The organism is Mucilaginibacter celer (assembly GCF_003576455.2).
In the GTDB taxonomy this organism is placed as follows: Bacteria; Bacteroidota; Bacteroidia; order Sphingobacteriales; family Sphingobacteriaceae; genus Mucilaginibacter; species Mucilaginibacter celer.
Map to the genome: position 1 here is coordinate 5,763,442 of NZ_CP032869.1, position 21,065 is coordinate 5,784,506.

Genomic DNA, 21,065 nt, shown 5'->3' on the forward strand with positions numbered 1-21,065 from the left:
CAATACGGCTATTCTATTTTAAAAACTTCGGCTCTGTCTTATCCTTTCTTCTCTTATTGTAAACTTATACAATTGTTTTTTCAACTGCTTTACTCTCCAATTTATTTATCCGGCAACAAAAATAAATTTATACTAAAGCACATATATCCACAATAACAATTATTGCCTTTGAGGAAATATTGTTTTATTATTTTTTTTAACACACAATCAATTGAAAATCAAATGTTTTGTATTAACTTCAACTGTCTAAACAATACTATTTTACCACAATTAAGGGCATTAAAACTCCTAAACCTCCATGAAACACCACATCAAATTTTTAGCGATCAAAGTTTGCTTGCTATTAGTTTCTTTCGGCTTGCAGGCGCAAGACCTAACCGGCACCTGGGAAGCACAGCAAAACGTTAACAATAAAAAGTATAAACTTTCGCTATACCTCGCTAAAACACCCGGCGGGGGCTATGTAGGAATCACGCTTATTAAAGAAGCAACCACGTTCAAGATTAATACAAGCAACTTCAACCTAAACAACCTTAGTAACGCCCGGGTTAATTTTAAAAGCAATGTTGGCGATAAAAAAGAAAACGCGCTAACCCAAACTGTTGCCAGTTTCTCAAAAGGCATACTAAATTATTCGGATCTGGGTATAATAGGCCAGGCTACCATGAACGTAAGGCTCGACGCGGGAAGCTTTAGATACGAAAAATCAAAAGGTAAAGAAAAGTTATTGCAGAATAACGCGCCGAATGTTGAATACACCAAAAAAAACAACGACTTTCCCGGCGAATATGAAGCTTATGTAAAAGACCTGATCGAGGTGAGCGGGCTGAAATTTGTAAACAGTGAAAAAACACCCCAAATTAAATATAACGACCGTGGCGTACTTTCATTTTCGGTAAAAAACAATTCGGATTACGACTTGCAGCGCATTAACCTTAGCATGACAATGCTTGAAACCAATGCCGAAATAAAAGGCATGGAAGGCAATAACGGAACATTTTCATTAGCCAAACAAAAAGGCCTTAACCCCGAAGCCGATCTTGTTTCCGGGTTCAACCTTCCAAAAGACTCAATACACTTTACTGTTACAGGAGCATTTAACAATGTAACACTTTTTACCAAAAAATTCTCGCTGGCTACTATACCGTTTTTCCTGAACGATCAAACAACGGTTAACAAAAGTTCCGACCAGATATTATCCGTGCTGAAACCGTACTACGGATTTGATAAAGCCATGTCGGCACCTATAGTAACCGGCCTGAACCAATTTGCGTTAAGCGGTAATAAAATGGCCCCCATGTGGAAGGCGATATTTACCGTGATGGGACAGGGCGGCTACTCGGGCGATGAGGAAGCTGGGGTAGCGCTGGGGCGTAAAGCATATAAAGATGTGTTAAGCGGGGCCCGAAACGGTGACGCCGAAGCACAATACCTCATGTTTTATGCTGTTGGCTTTGGCTTAACAGGCGATGCTTCCCGCAATATTGCCGGAGCTTTCCTTAAACGATCGGCCGAAGCGGGTTTTTTACCTGCAGTTTATGATTATGCCAAATACCTTGCCCGCGATAGCGCATATGATGATAGCTACCGTTATTTGATGATAGCTTACAATAAAGGCCTGGTAAAAGCCGCTGCTGATATTGGTCGTTTTTACCAAATGGGATATTCGGTAGGTAAAGATTTTTCGCAGGCTATTGAATGGTATAAAAAAGGAGATGCCTTTGGCGATCCGGAAGCAATGATGTACCTGGCCCGGATTTACGATTTAAATGATGATGATCATAAAGCCGACCCAAAAAAGGTTGTTTTGTACGCTGCCAAAGCTGCCAATCTTAAGAATACTGTGGCAATAAATTACCTTGCCCGTATTTACCTGGACGGCCGTGTGGGTTTGCCACGAAATATCCCTAAGGCACTGGCTTTATACAAAGAAGCAGCTGCCCTTGGCGATAACGTATCCATGACATCACTGGCCTACCTGTTTTTGGATGGAGCTACGGGTGTTCCTAAAGATGAAAAAGCCGCTTTTACATGGGCTAAAAAGGCAGCCCAGGCAGGCTCGGCCGCTTGCATGCCGCTACTGGCACATATGTATCTTGAGGGCTCAGTTACCCCAAAAGATGTTATCATATCACGATTTTGGGCCAACCAGGCCAGGCTGCATGGTACCGGCGATGCCGACAATACTGCGCAACAAGCCCGTTCAAACGATTTTATGAACGTGCTAACCAATATCGACCTGAGCGACCAGCACACCATATACCGGGATACTCAAACCGGCGACCTGTATAGCTCAAACGATGGACCTGATTTGCTGGGAGGCATTTTCAAATCATTTATGGGTGCTTATAAAAACCGCCGCGAAAACCAGCAAATGCAAATTAACGGCGCGAAGTTCATTTACTCATCCGGTAATAAAAAAGTATACGGAGCAACGCTGAGTTCGAAAGTATCCAGTAATATTATGCTTAATGCCGGGCAGAAAATTAAAATTGCTTCATATGGCAGAGTAAATTTTGGTATGATTGCCGGCATTGGCGGCCCGGATGGCATCGGTGGCTTTCAATCTTATTGCATTGACCCAACTATGCCCCATGGATCAGTTATGGTTAAAGTGGCAAGCGGCTGGACACTGGCCGGCAGCAACCGCACTTTGGTAGCTCCCGCAGACGGTGTATTGCAATTTGCAGTGAACGACTCGGATGCGGCCAATAACCAGGGATATTTTGATATAGTTATTACTGTTGAATAATTTACAAAGGAGCCCGGTACAATTGCCGGGCTCCTTTGTAAATTATAGCATACTAATAAACTGCCATTCGGTCTCTTATAAAATCTATTAAGAGCTACGCTCCCGCGGACTTCCGCTCTTCGCCGCCGTAAATTTTTATGGCTTTGCTCAGCAATTCTTCGGCAATATGGTATTGGGCGGGGCAATGGTCTTTATCCATTATTTTAAAGTCGCCATCCTCATTTTTTTGCATGTGGAAACGGTGGGTGACGCCTTCATGCTGCACATATACCTGGAATAACCTTACCTCGCGCACATGCATGGTTACAAAATCAAACTCGGCTCCCTCTGCTTCAACCTTAAAATTTTTCATGATGCAAACTTAAATACTTCTGTGTGTATTAAATGGCTGTTGTTAAAAACATCAACGCAAAATCAATTAAGCAACCGGCAACCCTTTGTATGTAGTTTTTCATTATTTTCGCCCAACCTTAATCACAAATTATTTATGCGGATCAAGCTTCTTACTATTCTATCTGTCGCGTTACTTTTTACCGCCTGTAAAAAAGAGGATGGCAAAGCCCATATTATTGTAAATGTAAAATCGGGCAGTGCGCCGATACCAAACGTTTACGTTTCTTTATTAACCGATGAGCACCGGATTTATTGGTCGGCCGATTCGGTATCGGCCAAGGCGGATAATAACGGCCGGCTTCAGTTTGATGTAGTCCCCGGCAAAACCTATTATCTTTCTCATCAATCCTATAAATGGACGCTCGATCCGGCAAACGGTTCATACATGCTCATCGGTAAATTTGATTCGCAGCACGATATCGACTATTCGCCGGCGCAAACCCCTCCCGGTACGGTTGGCGGAAACAAGTACCAGGACATTAACGTTGACGGTGCCGTTAATCCATGGGATCTGGTTTTAAAAATTTCGGCCCCGGCTGCGGGGAAAACATTGAACGTAGATTTTCCGATGGTTGTAAAACATCCCTAATATCCTAACTTAGCCCAAATCTTACAGCGAAATATCAAAAAATTCAGATCTGTAATGTTATGGATATAACAAGTATTATCATCATTACCATTATTGTTTTCATTGTGGCTTTCGCCGCGTTCAGGCTGTTTGATGTTAAAAAGAAAAAGCAGAAACTGGAACTGGAGCGTTCGGCCAGGATTTTACCGCTTTATAATAAAACGGAAAGCCGTGCTGGCCTTACTGCCGAAGATGTGTTACCCTTTGCCCAAAACCCGCTTACCCGCTATGATACTTTTTTGTATTTGAAAGAACTTATGTTATTGGATCTTTTTCCGGAAGAATATTTTACGCTGATAAAAGGCGCTGAAAGCTCGCTTGCCGTTTGGTTGGAGTTCCCAACCGAACTGGATGCATGTCCGGATGAAATTGAGCATGTTAAAAGAGTTACCATAGATTTTGACGGGCGCAATAATTTTATCCATTACGAGGTGTTTAAATACCGGGTTTACGCACCTCATTGGGCCAACGGCAACTGGATACTGGGCGTTGTAGGCCCGTTTTTTGACGATAGCCAACCTTATGATTTTCCCGGGGCTACCTTTAGCCGGGTAAGCAGTACGGTTGATTCCACCTCGCCGGAAGAAGAGGTTATGTGGGTGCATAAAAACATAGCGATGCGGAGGCCGTAAACTCCTTCAGAAACAACTGTCAATGGGAAACAAATGTGTTTTATGTCATAGCTACATTTAAAATCAACGCTTTATCATTTTGTTATATTCTGTTAACACCTCTTTGCAATAAAAAGTGTAATTTTAGGTCTTCTTAGCACGGTTATACTACTGGTAACAGTAAACTATAATAATTTGATGGGTATGAATGCCATTCACAATAAAGATATTGGGACCAAGCAAAAAGCATTGGCCATTAATCTTAACCCCGAAATTTATGGCTCATTTGCCGAAATTGGAGCCGGACAGGACGTAGCAGCCAACTTTTTTAAAGCCGGAGCCTCATCGGGCACCATCGCCAAAACCATGTCGGCTTACGATATGCTTTTCTCGGATGCCATTTACGGCGTGCAGCAAACCCGCCGCTACGTAAGCGAACCCCGGCTGATGGCCATGCTTGCCCACGAATACGGTTTGATCATTGAGCGCCTTGGCGCACAGCGCGGCGACACCTCAACGTTTTTTGCTTTTGCAGATACGGTATCGGCACTAAACTACAACAAAACCAACGAAGGCCATGGCTGGATGGGGGTACGTTTTCAGTTAGAACCTAACGGCCAGTATAATGATGTGGTGATCCACGTTAAACTGTTGGACAACGATAATAACCTGCAGCAACAGGCCGTAGGCATATTGGGTGTAAACCTGATGTACGCCTGTTTTTATTATAACGAGATTCCGCCGGTTTTCCTGCTTTCGCTAATGGACAACCTCTCGCGCGACAGGATCCAGATTGATATGATCCGCTTTGAGGGGCCAAACTTTACCAAGGTTGATAACCGCCTGATGAGCCTTCACCTGGTAAAATACGGCTTTTCGGATGCAGCACTGTTCGGGCCCGATGGAGAAAACATGCAGCCATCTGAAGCCCTGTATAAAAAACACATTGTGGTGGTGCGCGGCCGTTTCCGCCCGGTTATCAACGTGCACATGGATATGTTGAACACCGGCGTTAAACAATTTTTACAGGAAGCCGATGTTGATAAAGATAACGTAGTGGTACTTACCGAGCTCACCCTGCAGGCCCTGAAAGAACGCAACGCCGATATCAATGCCGATATTGACGAGAAGGATTTTCTTGACCGGGTGGATATTCTTTGCTCCTTGGGCCAAACGGTAATGATCTCCAACTTTCACGAGTATTATAAGCTGGTGGCCTATCTTTCAAAAATCACCAAACTTAAAATGGGCGTGGTACTGGGCTTCCCTAACCTTGAGTATATCTTTTCGGAAGAGCATTATAAAGACTTGCCCGGCGGAATTCTCGAATCGTTCGCCACGCTGTTTAGCCGTAAGGTGAAGCTGTTTATTTACCCTACCCTGCGCGATGGCGTGATCTGGAACTGTTTACGTTTTTACCTGCCCGCACATTTGATTGATTTGTACCGCTACCTGATAGCCAACAATAAAATTGAGGATATCAGGCATTATAACGAAAGCAACCTGAACGTTGATACCGATAATGTACTACAGCTAATTAAACAGGGAGCAGGCGATTGGGAACAATTTGTACCTGCAGAAGTAGCCACCATTATTAAAGAGCGCTGCCTGTTTGGTTACGCCTGCGAATCGCCCGAGGTTTTAGCACAACAAAAGCTGGCTGCCGAAAAAGAAGCCGATCCGAGGACGGAGATTGATATTGCTTAATTTTTTGATTAAAAAAAACGGCGTGATGAGGGTAAATTCGTCACGCCGTTTCTGTTTACTGTCATTAAACATTATCAGAGCTTAAAACGGTAGCCCAGTTTTAGCGATAAAGCATCCTGTATTAGCCTATGGCTGTAATTATCGTACTTCGCACCAATATCCAACCCATTACGAAGTTTAAAACCCAATGATGGCGTATAAACAAACGAAGTATTCCGGTTAGATGCAAAAGCGACACCCGCTTCGCCACCGAGGTAAAACACATCCCCCAAAAATGCCCTTAAACCTGCTTTAACAGGTACTATGTTACGTACGGTAAGGTTGTTGTTATAATAAATATTGCCATTGCCATCCATTAAGCCATAGGTTGAAAGATACTGCCGGTTCATATGCGTAAACCCTGCCGAAAAGGTAGCCATCAGGTTATTCGTTACGGGTTGATAAAGGGCAATATCGCCACCCAATATTTTATTATTTGATGAGTTAACATCAACGCCGGGATTAATACTGATGCCTATCTCTGTATCACTATTATTTACCGAACACCCTGCTTTCTTGTGCACAGCCATTTTTACGGCGCTAAAGCCGTAAGCCAGACGTAAACCAAGTGTTTTAGTAGCTTTATCTTTAGTATAATCCTCATACTTCAGGCTTAGGTCGATGCCGTTTTTAAAGGCCATGCCTACCGAGGGCCCCATACAAAAGATGTTCCCCATTGTTCAAAGGCAAACCCGGCACCGGCCTCGCCGCCCAAATAGAGGTTATCGCCTACAAAATATTTTACGCCCAGTTTTATGGGAATTACGTTGTAGGGGCTGGCATATTGGCTGTAACCGGCAAAATGATCTTTCTCAAAAAAGTGACTAAAGCCGGTAGTCAATGTTCCGGAAATCTGAGGGTTAAAATCTTTTTGAATATGAATATCGCCGCCAAGGGCATATTTAAAAGCATCAGATGTTGTTATGCCGGCATCAATACCAAAGCCAACCCGCCAACTGCTATTATTACTTTGCGCGTTTGCCATGGTTGCCGAAAGAATGATCAGGATAAATAATGAAAATAGATGTTTCATGTGGTGTAATAATTTTAGATGATCTAACAGGTTTAATCAACATGAAGGAGATCAACCGCTTTTTTAATGATGAAGCCACTCAGCGCGAATACCAGCAGCGCCACCAGTTGCCAGCTTTTAAGCAGGCAGGAGATATAAACGCCGGTAAGCAAAACACTGAAAACCGATAGCAGGACAATTTTAAGCAGGCGAAACCTCTTCATTGCTGTTTTTGAGGATGTGACAACAAGACGCCGATTTACCCCTATGCCGGATTATTTTATTCAGAGTTATTTTCAAATTATTATTTCTATCCTACCTGCTCAACTTAAACCTGTATCCCAGCCTTAAAGCAAATTCTTTGTAGAAAAATCCATAATCTTCAAACTTAAACCCGGCTTCTAAGCCTCCAGCGAAACTGAAGCCCGCCCCGGCAGAGATCATTGCAGCATTATAAGCCCTGTAACGGGGTTTAGTGAAAATATCGAAAGACGAGAAAACCGGCTGATTAAACAGTCCGAAAGCTATGCCAACATCGCCCGAAATATAAAAAGCGGTGCCTGTGCGTAGCCGAACGCCAAACTTAAGCGGTATCATCCGGCGCGATACATCGTAGATATTTACACTATCGTTGCCGAAAAACGGTTGGAATCCCTTATCAACCGGGAACGATGTAAAACCTGTAGTAATCACTCCCGAAAGATGCTCACCCAGATCGCGCTGAACAAATAACTCCGCACCGTAAACTTTGGTGTAGGGGTTGTCCCAGCCAAGTCCCACTGTAATTGCAGCACCTAAATACCAGGCGCGGCTATTATCAACAACCTTTTTCATCGGTTTAAAAACCGAATTAAAAGCCAGACCAGCCTCCCATCCTATCCAGCTACGGGTTTGGTGTCCGTTGTCGGCAGGCTGGTCTGGGTAATCAGGAACATGGGTGATGTTTTTATAGCCATCCAGGTGAAATGAGCCGCTGTGGTTATAGCTGTGAAATACAGGTCCGGCCAATAGGCTAATATGTTTGGATACCTGAAGGTTAAGCAATGTTTTAATTTGGAACCATCTATCATCCCATAAACCGGTATAGGCAAACTGATAAGCAGCCTCGGCCGAAACATAAAATTTATCGCTCAGCATAAAATCATGACCTATACCCAGCCCAAAAGAGTGAAGTTTATTTCCAGCAGAGATATTGGTGCCGATGAGCAAATCGCTGTAAAAACCGTGCCTACCTGTTTTAAGCGAGAGGTTGGTATTGGTAATATCATTAGTAGTTGCCGATAGCCGATAAAACCCATTTCCGATGATATTAAGCAAGCCAATGCTGGCGCCCATAGAAGTATCGGCAATATTAACGAGACCTATTTGCAAGCCTTTTAATTTATGGGCGCTGTTGTTAAGTGCCGCAAGCTGGATTCCTGCAACGGTACCATCGCCCTTATTTATAAAACCTGCCAGCTGCATACCACACACAGTATCTAAAGCACGGTTACTCACCCCGGCAAGTTGAATACCGGTAACCGATCCGCCAACCAAATTAAAAACCGTAGCCACCTGCATATATTTGGCATCCATTTTATTGATGTTGAAAAGGCCGCCAAACTCAAAGCCATTAACCCCTGCGGTATATCCTCCGGCTACATTCAACGAAAACTTATTAACCACTTGCGGACTAAACATACCATGCGAGCTCAACCCCGGCGTTAAAGAAACCTGGAATGGCCTGTGCGCAAAAAAGTCGGGGATGTTTAAACTTTGGATCCGCTGTTTGGCAGATATAAAAAAGCGTCCGATACCGGTGCGCTCTACCCTGTTATTCCTTATTATGGTACTGTTATAACCATCCTGGCTAAAACGGCTGCGAACTGATACCGACTGCAAGAAATTAATGGTGGTATCCTGGTAAGCCACCTTGCTTGCCGTGACACTGATTTGCCCCGGGTTATCTGCCCTGAATTTAATGCGGAAATAGCCGTGCTCATCCGTTAAAACCGAAACCAATTGGGCTTTTACATAAACGCTCGCGTTCATGAGGCGCTCGCCGGTTCGTACACTTACCACCAGTCCGCTTACCGAATAGTTGTTGTTATCGTTGGTGATATCGGTATCTAAAAAAGCCAGTCCGGGTAGTTTTTCGGTGATGATCAGGTAGTTTTGATACTCGCGGATATTGTATTTATCGTGCAAAAGCTTGCTTAAAACCATGCCCACCGTTTGGTTGGTTACGGCTATACTTACCAAACTATCCTGCGGTAATAACTGCGCTTTGTACGAAAAATGGAATTCGCACCTTTTACTTACCTCCTGCAAAACATCCGCGAGGGCAACACCTTCGGCGTTTACCGATACCTTTCTGTTAAAAATACTTTGCGCATTTGACCTGCCAGTGCATAACACGAGCAATAGCAAAACAATCAGGCGACAGGTTTTAGGTACTTTGAAAGCTGTAGATATCATCAAACGGTTTGTGTTTTTATTTAAGGATAATCCTATCCTGCTTTTTTTCCACTGTTATATTTAACGCCATGGCTATCACATTTAACTTCATATCCAGGCTTTCATCTATATTAAAGCTTCCTGCTATTTGCATGCTGTTTAATTCCCTGCGTGCTATTGCTATATTAGCTCCATAGGCTTCATTTAATACGGCCACCAGGCGCGACAGCGGGATGTTTTTAAATACCAGATTTTTATCACGATAGTACTGGTATAAATTATCCGGATTGTGTTGTTTGGTAAACTTGCCGGTTTGAGGATCAAACACTGCTACTTCGCCGGGCTTAAGCATAATCATCAGGCCATTTACGCTATTGCTTATCTGCACCAACCCGGTTTCTACAATAATTTCAACCTTTTCGTTTTTGTTTTTTACATTAAATGATGTACCCATTACTTTTATCGATGCTTTACCTGCGGCTATAATAAAAGGTTTTGCCTTATTGTGCGCTACGTTAAAAAATGCTTCGCCGCTAACAAGGCTTACCAAACGCTGGTCGCCGGTAAATTTTTCGGGATGATTAAACCGGGTGTTTTTATTAAGGGTTACAACTGTACCATCTGATAAGGTATCGATTTTAATGGCGGCTTTGCTTTCAACCTGCACCACAGGGTTGGCGAACCGTGTAACCCAGATCCAACCACAAGCCACCATGAAGATAATGGACGCGGCTATTTTCAGCCAGTTAAACCTGCCAGGCATAGGCCCTATTTTAACCTGTTGTTCTTTTGTTTCGGCAGCGCGTTGTTTTACTTTTTGCAGAGAGGCATGAGCATCTATACCGGTATCCGCCTTAAAATTTTTGCTGCTTTCCCATATCAGCCTGAATTGCTCAAAACGGCGTTCGTTTTCAGCATCGAGATTACGCCAGCCATCAACATGCAGGGCCTCCTCTGCCGAAACCTCGTTAAGCATATAGCTAATCAGCAGCTCATCTGTTATATGTAAACGTTGGTTCATTTAAATATTTTAATTAAAAAGCAGATCAATAAAGGCAGGTAGTCGGCCAGTTGTTGTCGTAAACGTTTAAGCGCTTTTACCATCTGGTTATCTACCGTTTTTATGGAGATGCCTAACTGTTCGGCTATCTCGGCATATTTCAATTCGTCAAACCGGCTCATCTGGAAAATGGTGCGGCATTGTTCGGGCAGTTCGTTAATGGCTTTGAGCAGCTGCTGCTCAAACTCCCGGTATTGAAGCTTATTTAAAGCATGTTCGGTATGGTTATCGGCCTGGTGCATATTACGCTGCTGATATTTTTGTTTAACCTTTTGATGCTTAAAGTAATTCATGCACTCGTTATGTACCGACCGGTACAGGTAAGCCTTGAGCGATGTATGGATACTTAAAGGTTCATCCCGCTCCAAAATCTTCAAAAAAACATCCTGCACCATTTCGTCCGCATGCGCGCTATCCTCCAGCAAAGTATAAGCGTAGTGGTGCAGCGCGGCATAGTGCTCCAGGTAAACCCTATCAAACTCGGGTTCATTTACCTTTAAATATAGCATAAACGGACTTGTATTGGTATTATCCTGTTGCAAATGCTGATGTTAATTGTGCTATTTTAAACATTTATTAACGGGGAGACAACAAGATTGGAGCTTACCCCTATGCGGAAGGAAAGATTTTTTGAGCGTTTTTAAAAAAGAAAGGCCGATACATCATATTGATGCACCGGCCTCCTACAATTATTAAGATTTTATTTAGGGCATAACCGAAGGCTTCTGCCCCAAAATATACCCTATCCTCTCCCCTTGCCCTAAAGTATCTTTAGACGATGTTAACTCCTTCCCTTCCAGGCGGCTATAATCAAATACACCAGTAGCACCGGTTTTCAACACCTCAATTGTTTGTACCTTTGATGGAATCTTCGCACCAAACCAATGCTCATCATCCTGCTGTTTCCAGGTAACCAGGGTAAAAACTTCACCCGCGGCAAGTGATTTATTACCATCAAGAGCCGATTTCAAAGCCGCATCGTTACCGTAAAGCGTGCTCGTTGTAGCTTTTGTTTTGTTCACAAAGGATGTAATCACCTTAAACCCGTCGAGGTTATATTTTGGCGACGCAGGGAGCGCGGCATCGGTATTGAATAATTTAACCGATTTGTTATTTGAGCAGGCAGCCAGCAATAAAGCGCATCCGCCTAAAAATATATGTAATGCTTTCATGGGTTTAGTGTTTAATGGGTTGGGTAAATACAAAATCTTCGTTGGCCAATGGTTTGTGGCAGCTTACGCATTCGTTGGCAAACAGTACGTTGGCACCGCCGTAAGGGACCATCTTAGGCGTTTTGAAACGGGCCCAGCCCCAGCCCGCGGTCGACGCGTATTTTTTATCGTCTTTAATCATGTATTCCACCTGTTTAAACTCGCCGGTGTGGGTGGTACCGTCCTTATCCTGCAATTGGGCCCAGGCCACTTTGGCAAAAATGGTTCCGTTGGGCCAGGGGTGGATCTTGTTTTCTTTAATGGCTTTAACGGCCACATCGTTACCGAAAATCACCCGTAGAGTGTTGTTATCCTCCCGATCGGTTGTGCTGATGGGCTGCCAGTTTTTATAATCGGGGATATAGGCTATGCCGTTAGCTGCAACCGGCAATTTTGCGAACGAAGTTGATTTACCTTGCCAGTGTTGGTATTGCCTGTCTGCAGCGTTAATGGCAGCGGTGTCGGCAGGTTTGCTATGGATCATACCTGCGAGATAGTTTTTTAATATGTTGATATCCGCCGGTGATAATTTAGCTTCGGTATGTACCGCAGTGTAACCTGGCAAAGGCATAGCCCCGGCCAGCACCTGGTTAATGGATTCCCACAACTTTGCTTTCTGATCGGCGGGGGCAAACTTGTTCCATTCCGAAAAATTGAGACCGGCTCTGCCATCTTTAATATGCCCGGCCACGCCCCAGTACACCGGTGCTATTTTATCATACCATCGCAAATTGGTTTGGTTAGAGTGGCAATCATAACAGGCCCGCTGAATAATAGCTTTTACATCGGCAGGGGCAGTAAAATCGCCGGTTACAGGTGGGTTCGGCACATCCGGACGTACAAACTGGATGCCTATAAAGCCTGCAAGCAATATTAAAATGATGATAAATGCTTTTCGCTGGTATAACGGTTTTTTATCGGTTTTCATAGCCCTTTCGGTTTTGTGATACAAAGAAAAGTACAATACATAACAACGGCAGCTTCAATTAGTTGAGCAGGGAAAAACAATCGTTAAACAGGGAAAAAAGGAAGTTGAGTTTACAAAACATTATGTTTTTTTGCCGCTTTTGATACTCTTTGAATGGCTGTTATCTGTGATAAGTATTAAATTAGCTTAGTACCTTCGAATGGTTAATCATCATGAAAACAAGAGTTTTTATTATTCTCTCCATCATCATAAGCTGCGCTATCAAAGCCCATGCTCAAGCCAACTTTAACCAGGTAGATATCTGGCTAAAAAACAATGCTGCAGAAATGGGCGGCCGGGTTGTGCTGGTTGTATATAAGGATGGCAAACTGATTTACAACCATGCCGAAAACAACATGAGCATCAAGCAAAAATTTGTTACCCGCATGATAGCCCGTAAACAAGGCAAAAAAGCCGATCTGGATGATTTTAGCAGCACATCGAAAGTGGCCATAGCCAGTTGCAGCAAATGGCTGAGCGCGGCTTTGGTGATGACTTTTGTTGACGAAGGCAAACTGAAACTCACCGATACCGTTGGCAAATACCTGCCCGTATTATCGCAGCATGGTAAGGGGATGATCACCATTGGCCAATGCCTTTCGCACCAAACAGGTATTAAAACTTCGCCTTTAAAAGAAAGCCTCGAAGAGATGCGGCAGGAAAACTCGATGGATGATGCCATGGCCGATATCGCCGCATTGCCCATGGAAGGTACGCCAGGCAAAGTTTTTCACTACAGCAACGCCGGATTACAAATTGCCGGGGCCATCCTCGAAAAAATAAGCGGTAAAAGTTTCGAAACCCTGTTTGCAGAGCGCATTGCCCAACCGCTTGGCATAAAGAATACCGATTTTGGCCATGCCAAAGTAGCCCTACCGGCAGGCGGCGCATATAGTACCTCCGAAGATTATCTGAACTTTTTAACCATGGTCCTGAATCGTGGTGTATTTAACGGCAAACATATTTTAAGCGAAAACAGCATTACCCAGATGCAGGTAAACCGAATTACACCGGATGTTAAAATAACCTACACCCCCGCCGAGGCCGGTGGATTAGGTTATGGCTATGGCGAGTGGGTGTTTGATGCGCATACGGTAAGCAGTCCGGGATTGTTTGGGAGTTTTCCGTGGATAGATAAGGCTAAGCAATATGCGGCTTTTATGCTTTGTTTTTATATTAAAAGCGATGGCCGCCAGCAGCGTTACAAAGAGTTGAAGCAATTGGTGGGTGAAGCCGTGAAATAGTATTTTTACCAGCATGAAGCTGTACATCAAAAATATGGTTTGCCGTCGCTGTAAAATAATGGTGAAAAGCGAACTTGAAAAGGCAGGCCTGCGCCCGCTCAGCATCGAGCTTGGTGAAGTGGAACTGGAACAGGTCCCGGCCGGTGACCAGCTTAAACAGCTAAGTTCATCGTTAAATGAATTGGGCTTTGAACTGATCGACGATCAAAAAAGCCGCCTCATCGAGCAGATCAAAACTCTAATTATTGAACAGGTGCATTATGCCGACGGGCAATCGCCATTAAAACTTTCGGCGGTGCTTACCTCAAAACTTAATTACGATTATGGTTACCTCAGCAACCTGTTTTCCGCGGTAGAGGGCACCACTATCGAAAAATATCTCATAGCCCAAAGAGTTGAAAAAGTGAAGGAATTACTGGTTTATAATGAGTTGAGCCTTTCGGAAATTGCTTTTAGGTTAGGTTATAGCAGTGTGGCTTATCTTTCCAGCCAGTTTAAACAGGTTACCGGGTTAACACCTTCGGCTTTTAAAGCTTTGCAGGGGAGCAAGCGGAAGAATTTGGAGGATATATAAACCGGTTCATCCCTCCAATAAAAAATCGTCATCCCGAACTTGTTTCGGGAATCCACAGGACAGTTCGCCTGCTTTGCTTAGCATGGTTGCTTAGCGTGTGGGATGCCGAAACAAGTTCGGCATGACATTATGTGTGTTAATCAACCCACCATTAACCTGTAAATCTTATAAATCATACCCATAATCCTGTAACATCTACCCTCCCATCCTGCGGTAATTTTGTATCAACAAACAATAAAATTACCATGACACACACGTATAACATCACCGGGATGACCTGTACCGGCTGCCTTGCCAAAGTGCAAGGGCTTTTACAACAGGTTGCTAACGTTGAAAAAGTAGAGATCTCACTGGCCGAAGGCACCGCCGATATCACCATGAAAAAACACGTAGCCACTGCCGACCTTCAACAGGCCTTAGCTGCGTATCCCAAATACCAGCTTAGCGAAGCCGAAAGCCACCACCACCAGGTGAGCGGCGCTATTGGCGATGAGGAAAACAGGACATGGCTTCAAACTTATAAACCTATCCTGCTCATCTTCGGTTATCTTTTGGTAGTCTCATTGATAGCGGGTTATCACAGCAGTTTTAGCATCATGACCATGATGCGGGTTTTTATGAGTGGATTTTTCCTGGTATTCTCTTTTTTTAAACTGTTAGATATCCGGGGCTTTGCTGATAGTTATAGCATGTATGATATTGTTGCCAAACGCTGGAAAGGATGGGGTTTTGTTTATGTATTTGTTGAGTTGGGTTTAGGGATCGCTTTTGCGCTTGATGTTGCTCCCGTGATTATTAATGCGATAATGGTGGCGGTAATGAGCATAAGCCTGGTTGGCGTGTTACAAAGTGTGTTTAATAAAAGGCAGATCCGTTGCGCATGTTTGGGCGCAGTGTTTAATTTGCCCATGAGCACGGTTACTATTATTGAGGATGGGCTGATGATTGTGATGGGAATTGTGACGTTGGGGTTGATGTAAACTTCCTCCTATTTGTCATTTCGATGGAGCCGCGGGGGGCAGAAGTACGGGGGCGAAAGAGAAATCTTCTACACCACGCGTAATGAATAACAGGGCGTAGAAGATTTCTCCTCCCCTCATTCGCAAAGGCCACCCCTGGTCGTCGAAATGACAATTTGTAATTAAAATGGTTTGAATATAAACCCTATCACATCCTAAACCGCAACGCTACCGATCTTCCCAAGGCCTGGGCAAAATCCGGTTCAATTACCGGGCCTTCGCCGGCTTGTACCCATACGCGGCGGGCATCTTTTTGCAGGATGATCTTCTCGCCATTTAATAAAATTTCAAGTTCGCTGGTGGCAGGGGTAATTGGCGAGGTATTGAGTTGATACACGTAATCGGTATCATTAAAGGTTATTCGTAGTGGCAGTCCCATCTTTATCTTCTCTGGCAGTAAACATACACAACAGCAAATGCAAAAGCAACAGGCTTTTGCGCTTATCGGCAAATAGTATTATAAAAATTTAGTATTCAACCGTTTAAATTAAAAAATAACTTAAGCCGCCAGCTGGAATTGAACGGTTCTAATCAGGTTGTTCATGCCAAAGGGCTTATGTAAAATGCCATCGGGAGCACCCTGGTGATTCAAAACGGCATCATTCTCTTCACTTTCCGAACAAATTATTACCGGCAGCTTCCTGGTAGCGATGTTTAATTTGATGAGCCTGCAAACTTCCTGGCTATCCATACCGGCCTGCTGAGTATCCAGGATTACCAGGTCGGGGCGGTTTGCCTTAATGTGATCAAATACCAGTTCGGCCCGGGTTGAAGAAATTACATCGTAGCCATGGTTATGAAGGATATAAGTCATTACCTCTATCATCAGCTCGTTATCCTCCAATATTAATATTTTACCGGTCATGGTTGTATCCTCCTTTCTGTACAATAGCAATGCAAAGCCCATGCCATTGATTAACTTACAGTTAAACACGGCTTCGGCGGCAAAAGAAGGTGTCCTAATTAGCTGGATTTTTGTGATGATATTTTAACAATTATAATGTCAATGTTTAATCACAATTGATCTGTTTTATTACATTTGGTTTCAGTAAACAGTTTTAGCTGCCCGGAAAATGGATAGTATCAATATTAAAAAGCTTGCAAAGGAACTCAATATATCCACATCAACAGTATCAAGGGCTTTTAATGATAATACTGATATTAACAAGGATACCAAAGAGCGGATCCTGGCCTATGCCAAACAACACAACTATTTGCCAAATCATTACGCCAGTAACCTGCGCGATAAAAAAACTAAAACACTTGCTGTAATTGTTCCCGAAATTGCCAACGATTTTTTTTCGCAGGCCATTAACGGCATCGAGGAAGTAGCCCGAAAAAAGGGATTTTACATTTTGCTTTACCGCACAGATGATGTTTTTGAAAAGGAGGTATCATTTGTAAACTACCTTAACAATGGCAAGGCCGATGGCATCATCATGTCAGTATCGGGCGAAGCCAACGATCATAACTACCTGCGCCAGTTGGAAAAGAAACATATCCCGGTGGTATTTTTCGACAGAGTTTACGAAGATATTGATGCCGCCAAAGTAACCACTAACGATTACGACAGCAGCTTTTCGGCCACGGAGCACCTCATCAAAACCGGGTGTAAAAAAATTGCTTACCTGGTGGTAAATAAAAGTATCTCGATTGGAAAAGTGCGTATGCAGGGCTACCAGGATGCCCTCGCCAAACATAAAACGCCCTTCGACGATAGCCTGGTGATTGATTGCAGCAACGACGAAAAGGTAAACTATAAAATACTGAAAAAAGTACTGCAGGATGTTAAGCCCGATGGCATTTTCAGTTCGGTGGAGCGTTTGGCCTTTGCTACTTATTATGTATGTAATGATTTGGGAATTTCCATCCCCGATGATTTAAAAGTGATCAGTTTCTCGAGCCTTAGGGTGGCCCCCTTACTGGCACCTGCCCTCTCAACCATAACCCAGCCGGCTTACGAAATGGGCGTTAAAGCTGCCACACTGCTATTTGAAGCATTGGAAAATAACGGCAACGGCGTAGCTAAAAAAGAGCATGTATTGAAATCGAAGCTTTATATCAGGAAATCTTCGATTGGTGAATAGTGAGTGGTTAATTAGGTGAATGGTTTTGTTAAGTGGAAATAGTCCTTTTCCTCAGCAACAAGAAAAAGCAATCAACTATTCTCCAAAAAACAATCACTCACCTAATCAACTCAATCAACCAATCACTTAAAATTTACGCCTCAATAAACAGCTCACTTTGCGGGCGGCGTACTTTAATCATTTTGCTGTAAGCATCATCTTCGGCACGGAAGCCAACTGCTGCAATTACTGAAGTAGTTAGGCCTTGTTCTTTTAAGCCCAAAATCTCGTCGAATTTTTCTGCATCAAAACCTTCCATCGGGGCGGCATCAACACCAAGTTCGGCTGCTTCTGATAATAAAACACCCAAGGCAATATAAGCCTGCTTGTGCGACCATGCCACTTTCTGCTCATCGGTGCGGCTGGCTAATGTACCCAATACCATTTGCTCGTAACCGGCAAGGGCTTCGCGGGCAATACCGCGGGTGGTGGCAACCAAATCGATGAATTTTTTACCGAAATCCTCGTCGAGGTTGGTTAATGATGCGAACACAAATAAAGCCGACGAATCGGTGATCTGCGCCTGGTCATACCCTACTGCACGCAGTTTTTGTTTGGTTTCGGCATCCTGAACTACAATAACTTTAAATGATTGTAAGCCTAATGAAGTTGGGGCCAATTGGATGGCTGTTTTTAAAGCGCTTAACTGCTCTGCATTTATTTTTTTGCTGGAATCGAATTTTTTTACTGCCGATCTCCATTGTAATTTTTCTACTAATGACATGACTATTCTTTTTGAATGTTTTGTTGAAACAAATATATGTGTTTAAACATATATGTTTAGCCATGCAATTGTAAAGAGATTTTTCTGGTTAAGCATATCTTTATCACCAGCACATCATTGCGAGGTACGAAGCAATCGCACGTAGGCAGATCCACTCTGTATGGTTCGCGATTGCTTCGTACCTCGCAATCACGGCCCGGAGACTATTCTCCTATCAACATCAAATAAAAAAGGGGCTTTCGCCCCTTTCCATGCCTTACGGCATCTTATCTTTCAATTCTTTTTCCTTCTCCTTCTCTTCATCCTTCAACCGTCGCCGTTCCTGCCGCACTTCCTTACGGGTTCGGCCTCCTGTGGTATCTACCGCATCTATCTTAATTTTGTATTCGGCTTTCAGGGCTTCAATCTGTGCCTTGATCTGCTCTTTCAGGTTTTCTTCTTTTTGTTTCAGCTTTTCTTCGGCCTTTTGCTCGGTGGTATCTTTTTTGCCAAACAAACGCTGGAAAAAGTTTGGTCGTTTTACCGGTTCTTCTACCACAGGTAAAATTCCATCATCATCGGCACCGCCCTGTTTCATCAGGCTATCGGCAGTAGCAGTATCAACAGGGGCAATCTGGCGGCGAAGGCTTTCCTTCAGTCTTACGTCGTAAAAGCCGTATGCATTGGTATCGCGGGCGGTGTAGCCCTTCATGGCCATCAGTTTACCTATCAGGTTAAAATAGCCGTGCAGCCCCGGTCGCAGGGTACCGTCCGGCTGGAAAGCGTACAAGCCGCCCTTAGGGTATGGTACAATGCTGGCCAGGTAAATGCCCTCGCCAAGACTAAGCTCTGATGGCGACTTGCCGAAATAATAGTGTGAAGCCTCCGCAATACCGTAAATGCCGCGTCCCCATTCAATAATATTAAAATAAACCTCCAGCATACGGTCTTTGGTCATGATGCGATTGTTCTCTATCAACCACACAATCATGATCTCTTCAATTTTACGGGCCAGGGTTTTTTCGCGGCTCAGGTAGGCATTTTTAACCAGCTGCTGCGAAATGCCGCTGCCACCGCGCTTATATTTTTTGGTTTTAAAATCGGTAGCTATCGATTTGCGGATGGCTTCCATCACAAAACCATGATTGGTATAAAATGACGGGTCTTCGGCAGTCATTACCGCGTACTTTAAGTTAGGTGAGATCTGACTTAGCGGGGTAAACTCCGGGTTATCCGGACCAATCAGGTGCGGTGCCATTGGTTTTCCGTTTTCGTAAGGCGTATAAACAAACGGACTGTTCAACCTGGAGAGATCGGTACGGCCAAACTTCAGGATCTTAAAATTATCCTTATCCAAACCCGAATCAAAAATCAGGTCATCCGGTTTTGAAGTATCCATGAAAAAATTCATGTGATAGTTCAGCTTGCCGGCCACCTGGATACCATCCAACGCGTCGAACATCCCCGAAGGGAAAGAATCAAAAACATCAGGAGCGTTTTGCCAGCCGGTATTGATTTTCAACTCGTAAATTTTGGTTGGCTTAAGTGTGTATTTGATGTAAGGATGTGCCGTTAGTTTTTTTATGTGGATGAGTGATGTGCTATCGATAGCCACATAGTTTGTTCCTACACTAACATCCGCATCTATAGAAGCAGAAGGAAAAACAATCTCGGTTGATGAAATGCCGGGATGATGGATCAGCAGGTTTTTAACCGACCATGAGCCCGAAATTTTGGTTTCGCCGCTGCTATGATCTTCTTTGGTAAGCTTGGTTTGCAGCGTATCGAAATTCAGTTTGAGATGCAGCTTTTTTTCGATGAGCGGGAACTCCACTTTTTTATTATCTGCATAAAGCATCACATCAATGTCCTTATCCGATGGGTGCATTTTACCGGCAAAGTGCCAGGTAGCCTCGCCATCGTTAACTTTAATGGTTGATGTTAGCTGTCCGTCTTTAATTAACGCGGTTTGAGCCTGCAACTTGACTTGGTCGCTATCGCTTTTAAAGCTGATGGTAAAATTATTGAGCGAAAGGTTATCCGGAATTTTGTATAGCAACTGGTTAACCAGGTTATCGGCCAGTACACTTAAATCGGCTTTATTGCCGGTAGCTGTAGTATCTTTTTTCTTTTTAAATAGAAAATCGAAATTTTTTACCCCCTTGTTGTTTACAAGATGAATGAAGCCATCCTTTAAAGTTACATCGGATAGCTTTACCTCGCCCAAAACCAGCGGTAAAATCCGCACGCTAACCGCAAAGTTTTTGATGTTCAATAAACTGTCGCGGCCTTCAGGCACAATGCTCACATCCGAAAATGCCACCGTGCTTAAACCGGTAAATTTGGCCGAACCTATTTTTACATCTAAATTATACTCGTTTTTGGCTTTTAACTTAGCTTTGTTGATGGCTTTTTCAAGCAGGGCTTCGCGTTTTGAGTAGGCAATATATCCGCCGATAAGCAGAATAAGAATTAAGGGAACAAGGATGTATGCGGCTATGCGTATATATTTAGGATTAAGGCGCTTCATTTGTCAATTTTATCCAAAACTAAACTAAATCTTATCCCCTGCAAACGGATGTT

The 21,065-nt window shown here is 43.6% G+C and carries 21 protein-coding genes; 8 read left to right on the forward strand and 13 right to left on the reverse strand.

Translation table 11 applies throughout. The annotated features are described in order from the left end of the window. The first annotated feature begins 298 nt into the window (after positions 1 to 298). On the forward strand, positions 299 to 2,752 hold the full coding sequence (locus HYN43_RS23840; RefSeq protein WP_119406411.1) for a tetratricopeptide repeat protein: 2,454 nt from the start codon (positions 299 to 301) through the stop codon (positions 2,750 to 2,752). 94 nt (positions 2,753 to 2,846) lie between these two features. On the opposite strand, the gene HYN43_RS23845 is transcribed toward HYN43_RS23840, so the two are convergent. Next, positions 2,847 to 3,104: a hypothetical protein gene (locus HYN43_RS23845; protein WP_119406412.1), complete on the reverse strand. Its 258-nt coding sequence runs from the start codon at positions 3,102 to 3,104 to the stop codon at positions 2,847 to 2,849. 135 nt (positions 3,105 to 3,239) lie between these two features. On the opposite strand from HYN43_RS23845, the gene HYN43_RS23850 reads away from it, so the two are divergent. The 3 genes from HYN43_RS23850 (at position 3,240) to HYN43_RS23860 (ending at position 6,091) form a co-directional block, all read left to right on the forward strand. Continuing rightward, a complete protein-coding gene (locus HYN43_RS23850; protein ID WP_162996604.1) occupies positions 3,240 to 3,734 on the forward strand; it encodes a hypothetical protein in 495 nt (164 codons plus the stop codon). Between the two features lie 59 nt (positions 3,735 to 3,793). Continuing rightward, positions 3,794 to 4,405, forward strand: coding sequence for a hypothetical protein (locus HYN43_RS23855; protein ID WP_119406414.1), 612 nt, complete (start codon positions 3,794 to 3,796; stop codon positions 4,403 to 4,405). A gap of 183 nt (positions 4,406 to 4,588) precedes the next feature. Beyond that, positions 4,589 to 6,091, forward strand: coding sequence for a TonB-dependent receptor (locus HYN43_RS23860; RefSeq protein WP_119406415.1), 1,503 nt, complete (start codon positions 4,589 to 4,591; stop codon positions 6,089 to 6,091). Between the two features lie 74 nt (positions 6,092 to 6,165). On the opposite strand, the gene HYN43_RS23865 is transcribed toward HYN43_RS23860, so the two are convergent. The 8 genes from HYN43_RS23865 to HYN43_RS23900 all read right to left on the reverse strand — a co-directional run bounded on the left by HYN43_RS23865 (position 6,166) and on the right by HYN43_RS23900 (position 12,777). Beyond that, complete coding sequence (locus tag HYN43_RS23865) at positions 6,166 to 6,807, reverse strand: hypothetical protein (protein WP_162996605.1); 642 nt, start codon at positions 6,805 to 6,807, stop codon at positions 6,166 to 6,168. Next, positions 6,774 to 7,163 (reverse strand): outer membrane beta-barrel protein, encoded by a 390-nt coding sequence (locus HYN43_RS23870; protein ID WP_162996606.1) that lies wholly within the window; start codon positions 7,161 to 7,163, stop codon positions 6,774 to 6,776. The genes HYN43_RS23865 and HYN43_RS23870 overlap by 34 nt, the downstream gene beginning before the upstream one ends. Before the next feature lie 32 nt (positions 7,164 to 7,195). After that, complete coding sequence (locus HYN43_RS30510; RefSeq protein WP_162996607.1) at positions 7,196 to 7,366, reverse strand: hypothetical protein; 171 nt, start codon at positions 7,364 to 7,366, stop codon at positions 7,196 to 7,198. Positions 7,367 to 7,457: 91 nt separating this feature from the next. Continuing rightward, positions 7,458 to 9,599, reverse strand: a complete 2,142-nt coding sequence (locus tag HYN43_RS23880) for an LA_2272 family surface repeat-containing protein (protein ID WP_119406419.1) — start codon at positions 9,597 to 9,599, stop codon at positions 7,458 to 7,460. Between the two features lie 16 nt (positions 9,600 to 9,615). Continuing rightward, complete coding sequence (locus HYN43_RS23885; RefSeq protein ID WP_119406420.1) at positions 9,616 to 10,599, reverse strand: FecR family protein; 984 nt, start codon at positions 10,597 to 10,599, stop codon at positions 9,616 to 9,618. Then, complete coding sequence (locus HYN43_RS23890; RefSeq protein WP_119406421.1) at positions 10,596 to 11,147, reverse strand: RNA polymerase sigma-70 factor; 552 nt, start codon at positions 11,145 to 11,147, stop codon at positions 10,596 to 10,598. Before HYN43_RS23890 ends, HYN43_RS23885 begins: the two co-directional genes overlap by 4 nt. Before the next feature lie 195 nt (positions 11,148 to 11,342). Then, entirely contained in the window at positions 11,343 to 11,810 is a 468-nt protein-coding gene (locus HYN43_RS23895) for a hypothetical protein (RefSeq protein ID WP_119406422.1), read from the reverse strand. Positions 11,811 to 11,814: 4 nt separating this feature from the next. Further along, the gene (locus HYN43_RS23900; protein ID WP_119406423.1) at positions 11,815 to 12,777 is read right to left on the reverse strand and encodes a heme-binding domain-containing protein; all 963 of its coding nucleotides are present in this window, start codon (positions 12,775 to 12,777) and stop codon (positions 11,815 to 11,817) included. 212 nt (positions 12,778 to 12,989) lie between these two features. Here HYN43_RS23900 and HYN43_RS23905 point away from each other — a divergent pair, with 212 nt between their 5' ends. The 3 genes from HYN43_RS23905 to HYN43_RS23915 all read left to right on the forward strand — a co-directional run bounded on the left by HYN43_RS23905 (position 12,990) and on the right by HYN43_RS23915 (position 15,614). Further along, complete coding sequence (locus tag HYN43_RS23905) at positions 12,990 to 14,060, forward strand: serine hydrolase domain-containing protein (RefSeq protein ID WP_119406424.1); 1,071 nt, start codon at positions 12,990 to 12,992, stop codon at positions 14,058 to 14,060. A gap of 13 nt (positions 14,061 to 14,073) precedes the next feature. Then, positions 14,074 to 14,634, forward strand: a complete 561-nt coding sequence (locus tag HYN43_RS23910; RefSeq protein WP_119406425.1) for a helix-turn-helix domain-containing protein — start codon at positions 14,074 to 14,076, stop codon at positions 14,632 to 14,634. Between the two features lie 245 nt (positions 14,635 to 14,879). Further along, positions 14,880 to 15,614 carry a heavy-metal-associated domain-containing protein gene (locus tag HYN43_RS23915; RefSeq protein WP_119406426.1) on the forward strand — a complete coding sequence of 245 codons (735 nt, stop codon included), beginning with the start codon at positions 14,880 to 14,882 and terminating at the stop codon, positions 15,612 to 15,614. Between the two features lie 187 nt (positions 15,615 to 15,801). Here HYN43_RS23915 and HYN43_RS23920 read toward each other — a convergent pair whose 3' ends face one another. Next, entirely contained in the window at positions 15,802 to 16,032 is a 231-nt protein-coding gene (locus HYN43_RS23920; RefSeq protein WP_119406427.1) for a hypothetical protein, read from the reverse strand. A gap of 120 nt (positions 16,033 to 16,152) precedes the next feature. Further along, entirely contained in the window at positions 16,153 to 16,518 is a 366-nt protein-coding gene (locus HYN43_RS23925; RefSeq protein WP_162996609.1) for a response regulator, read from the reverse strand. A 208-nt stretch (positions 16,519 to 16,726) separates the two neighbouring features. Between HYN43_RS23925 and HYN43_RS23930 the strand changes: the two genes are divergently transcribed. Next, positions 16,727 to 17,740 (forward strand): LacI family DNA-binding transcriptional regulator, encoded by a 1,014-nt coding sequence (locus HYN43_RS23930; protein WP_119406429.1) that lies wholly within the window; start codon positions 16,727 to 16,729, stop codon positions 17,738 to 17,740. A gap of 133 nt (positions 17,741 to 17,873) precedes the next feature. Here the strand turns inward: HYN43_RS23930 and HYN43_RS23935 are convergent, their stop codons facing one another. Both HYN43_RS23935 and HYN43_RS23940 read right to left on the reverse strand, forming a co-directional pair. Then, positions 17,874 to 18,503, reverse strand: a complete 630-nt coding sequence (locus tag HYN43_RS23935; RefSeq protein WP_119406430.1) for an NAD(P)H-dependent oxidoreductase — start codon at positions 18,501 to 18,503, stop codon at positions 17,874 to 17,876. A gap of 256 nt (positions 18,504 to 18,759) precedes the next feature. After that, positions 18,760 to 21,012, reverse strand: coding sequence for a transglycosylase domain-containing protein (locus tag HYN43_RS23940; RefSeq protein WP_119406431.1), 2,253 nt, complete (start codon positions 21,010 to 21,012; stop codon positions 18,760 to 18,762). Positions 21,013 to 21,065 lie beyond the last annotated feature (53 nt).

Excerpts from the sequence above, each read along its gene's own strand:
- HYN43_RS23920 (WP_119406427.1), bottom strand. The coding sequence starts at position 16,032 with ATGGGACTGCCACTACGAATAACCTTTAATGATACCGATTACGTGTAT.
- HYN43_RS23880 (WP_119406419.1), bottom strand. The coding sequence starts at position 9,599 with ATGATATCTACAGCTTTCAAAGTACCTAAAACCTGTCGCCTGATTGTT.
- HYN43_RS23925 (WP_162996609.1), bottom strand. The coding sequence starts at position 16,518 with ATGACCGGTAAAATATTAATATTGGAGGATAACGAGCTGATGATAGAG.
- HYN43_RS23940 (WP_119406431.1), bottom strand. The coding sequence starts at position 21,012 with ATGAAGCGCCTTAATCCTAAATATATACGCATAGCCGCATACATCCTT.
- HYN43_RS23850 (WP_162996604.1), top strand. The coding sequence starts at position 3,240 with ATGCGGATCAAGCTTCTTACTATTCTATCTGTCGCGTTACTTTTTACC.
- HYN43_RS23845 (WP_119406412.1), bottom strand. The coding sequence starts at position 3,104 with ATGAAAAATTTTAAGGTTGAAGCAGAGGGAGCCGAGTTTGATTTTGTA.
- HYN43_RS23890 (WP_119406421.1), bottom strand. The coding sequence starts at position 11,147 with ATGCTATATTTAAAGGTAAATGAACCCGAGTTTGATAGGGTTTACCTG.
- HYN43_RS30510 (WP_162996607.1), bottom strand. The coding sequence starts at position 7,366 with ATGAAGAGGTTTCGCCTGCTTAAAATTGTCCTGCTATCGGTTTTCAGT.
- HYN43_RS23860 (WP_119406415.1), top strand. The coding sequence starts at position 4,589 with ATGAATGCCATTCACAATAAAGATATTGGGACCAAGCAAAAAGCATTG.
- HYN43_RS23840 (WP_119406411.1), top strand. The coding sequence starts at position 299 with ATGAAACACCACATCAAATTTTTAGCGATCAAAGTTTGCTTGCTATTA.
- HYN43_RS23895 (WP_119406422.1), bottom strand. The coding sequence starts at position 11,810 with ATGAAAGCATTACATATATTTTTAGGCGGATGCGCTTTATTGCTGGCT.
- HYN43_RS23900 (WP_119406423.1), bottom strand. The coding sequence starts at position 12,777 with ATGAAAACCGATAAAAAACCGTTATACCAGCGAAAAGCATTTATCATC.
- HYN43_RS23935 (WP_119406430.1), bottom strand. The coding sequence starts at position 18,503 with ATGTCATTAGTAGAAAAATTACAATGGAGATCGGCAGTAAAAAAATTC.
- HYN43_RS23865 (WP_162996605.1), bottom strand. The coding sequence starts at position 6,807 with ATGGGGAACATCTTTTGTATGGGGCCCTCGGTAGGCATGGCCTTTAAA.
- HYN43_RS23855 (WP_119406414.1), top strand. The coding sequence starts at position 3,794 with ATGGATATAACAAGTATTATCATCATTACCATTATTGTTTTCATTGTG.
- HYN43_RS23915 (WP_119406426.1), top strand. The coding sequence starts at position 14,880 with ATGACACACACGTATAACATCACCGGGATGACCTGTACCGGCTGCCTT.
- HYN43_RS23870 (WP_162996606.1), bottom strand. The coding sequence starts at position 7,163 with ATGAAACATCTATTTTCATTATTTATCCTGATCATTCTTTCGGCAACC.
- HYN43_RS23885 (WP_119406420.1), bottom strand. The coding sequence starts at position 10,599 with ATGAACCAACGTTTACATATAACAGATGAGCTGCTGATTAGCTATATG.
- HYN43_RS23930 (WP_119406429.1), top strand. The coding sequence starts at position 16,727 with ATGGATAGTATCAATATTAAAAAGCTTGCAAAGGAACTCAATATATCC.
- HYN43_RS23905 (WP_119406424.1), top strand. The coding sequence starts at position 12,990 with ATGAAAACAAGAGTTTTTATTATTCTCTCCATCATCATAAGCTGCGCT.
- HYN43_RS23910 (WP_119406425.1), top strand. The coding sequence starts at position 14,074 with ATGAAGCTGTACATCAAAAATATGGTTTGCCGTCGCTGTAAAATAATG.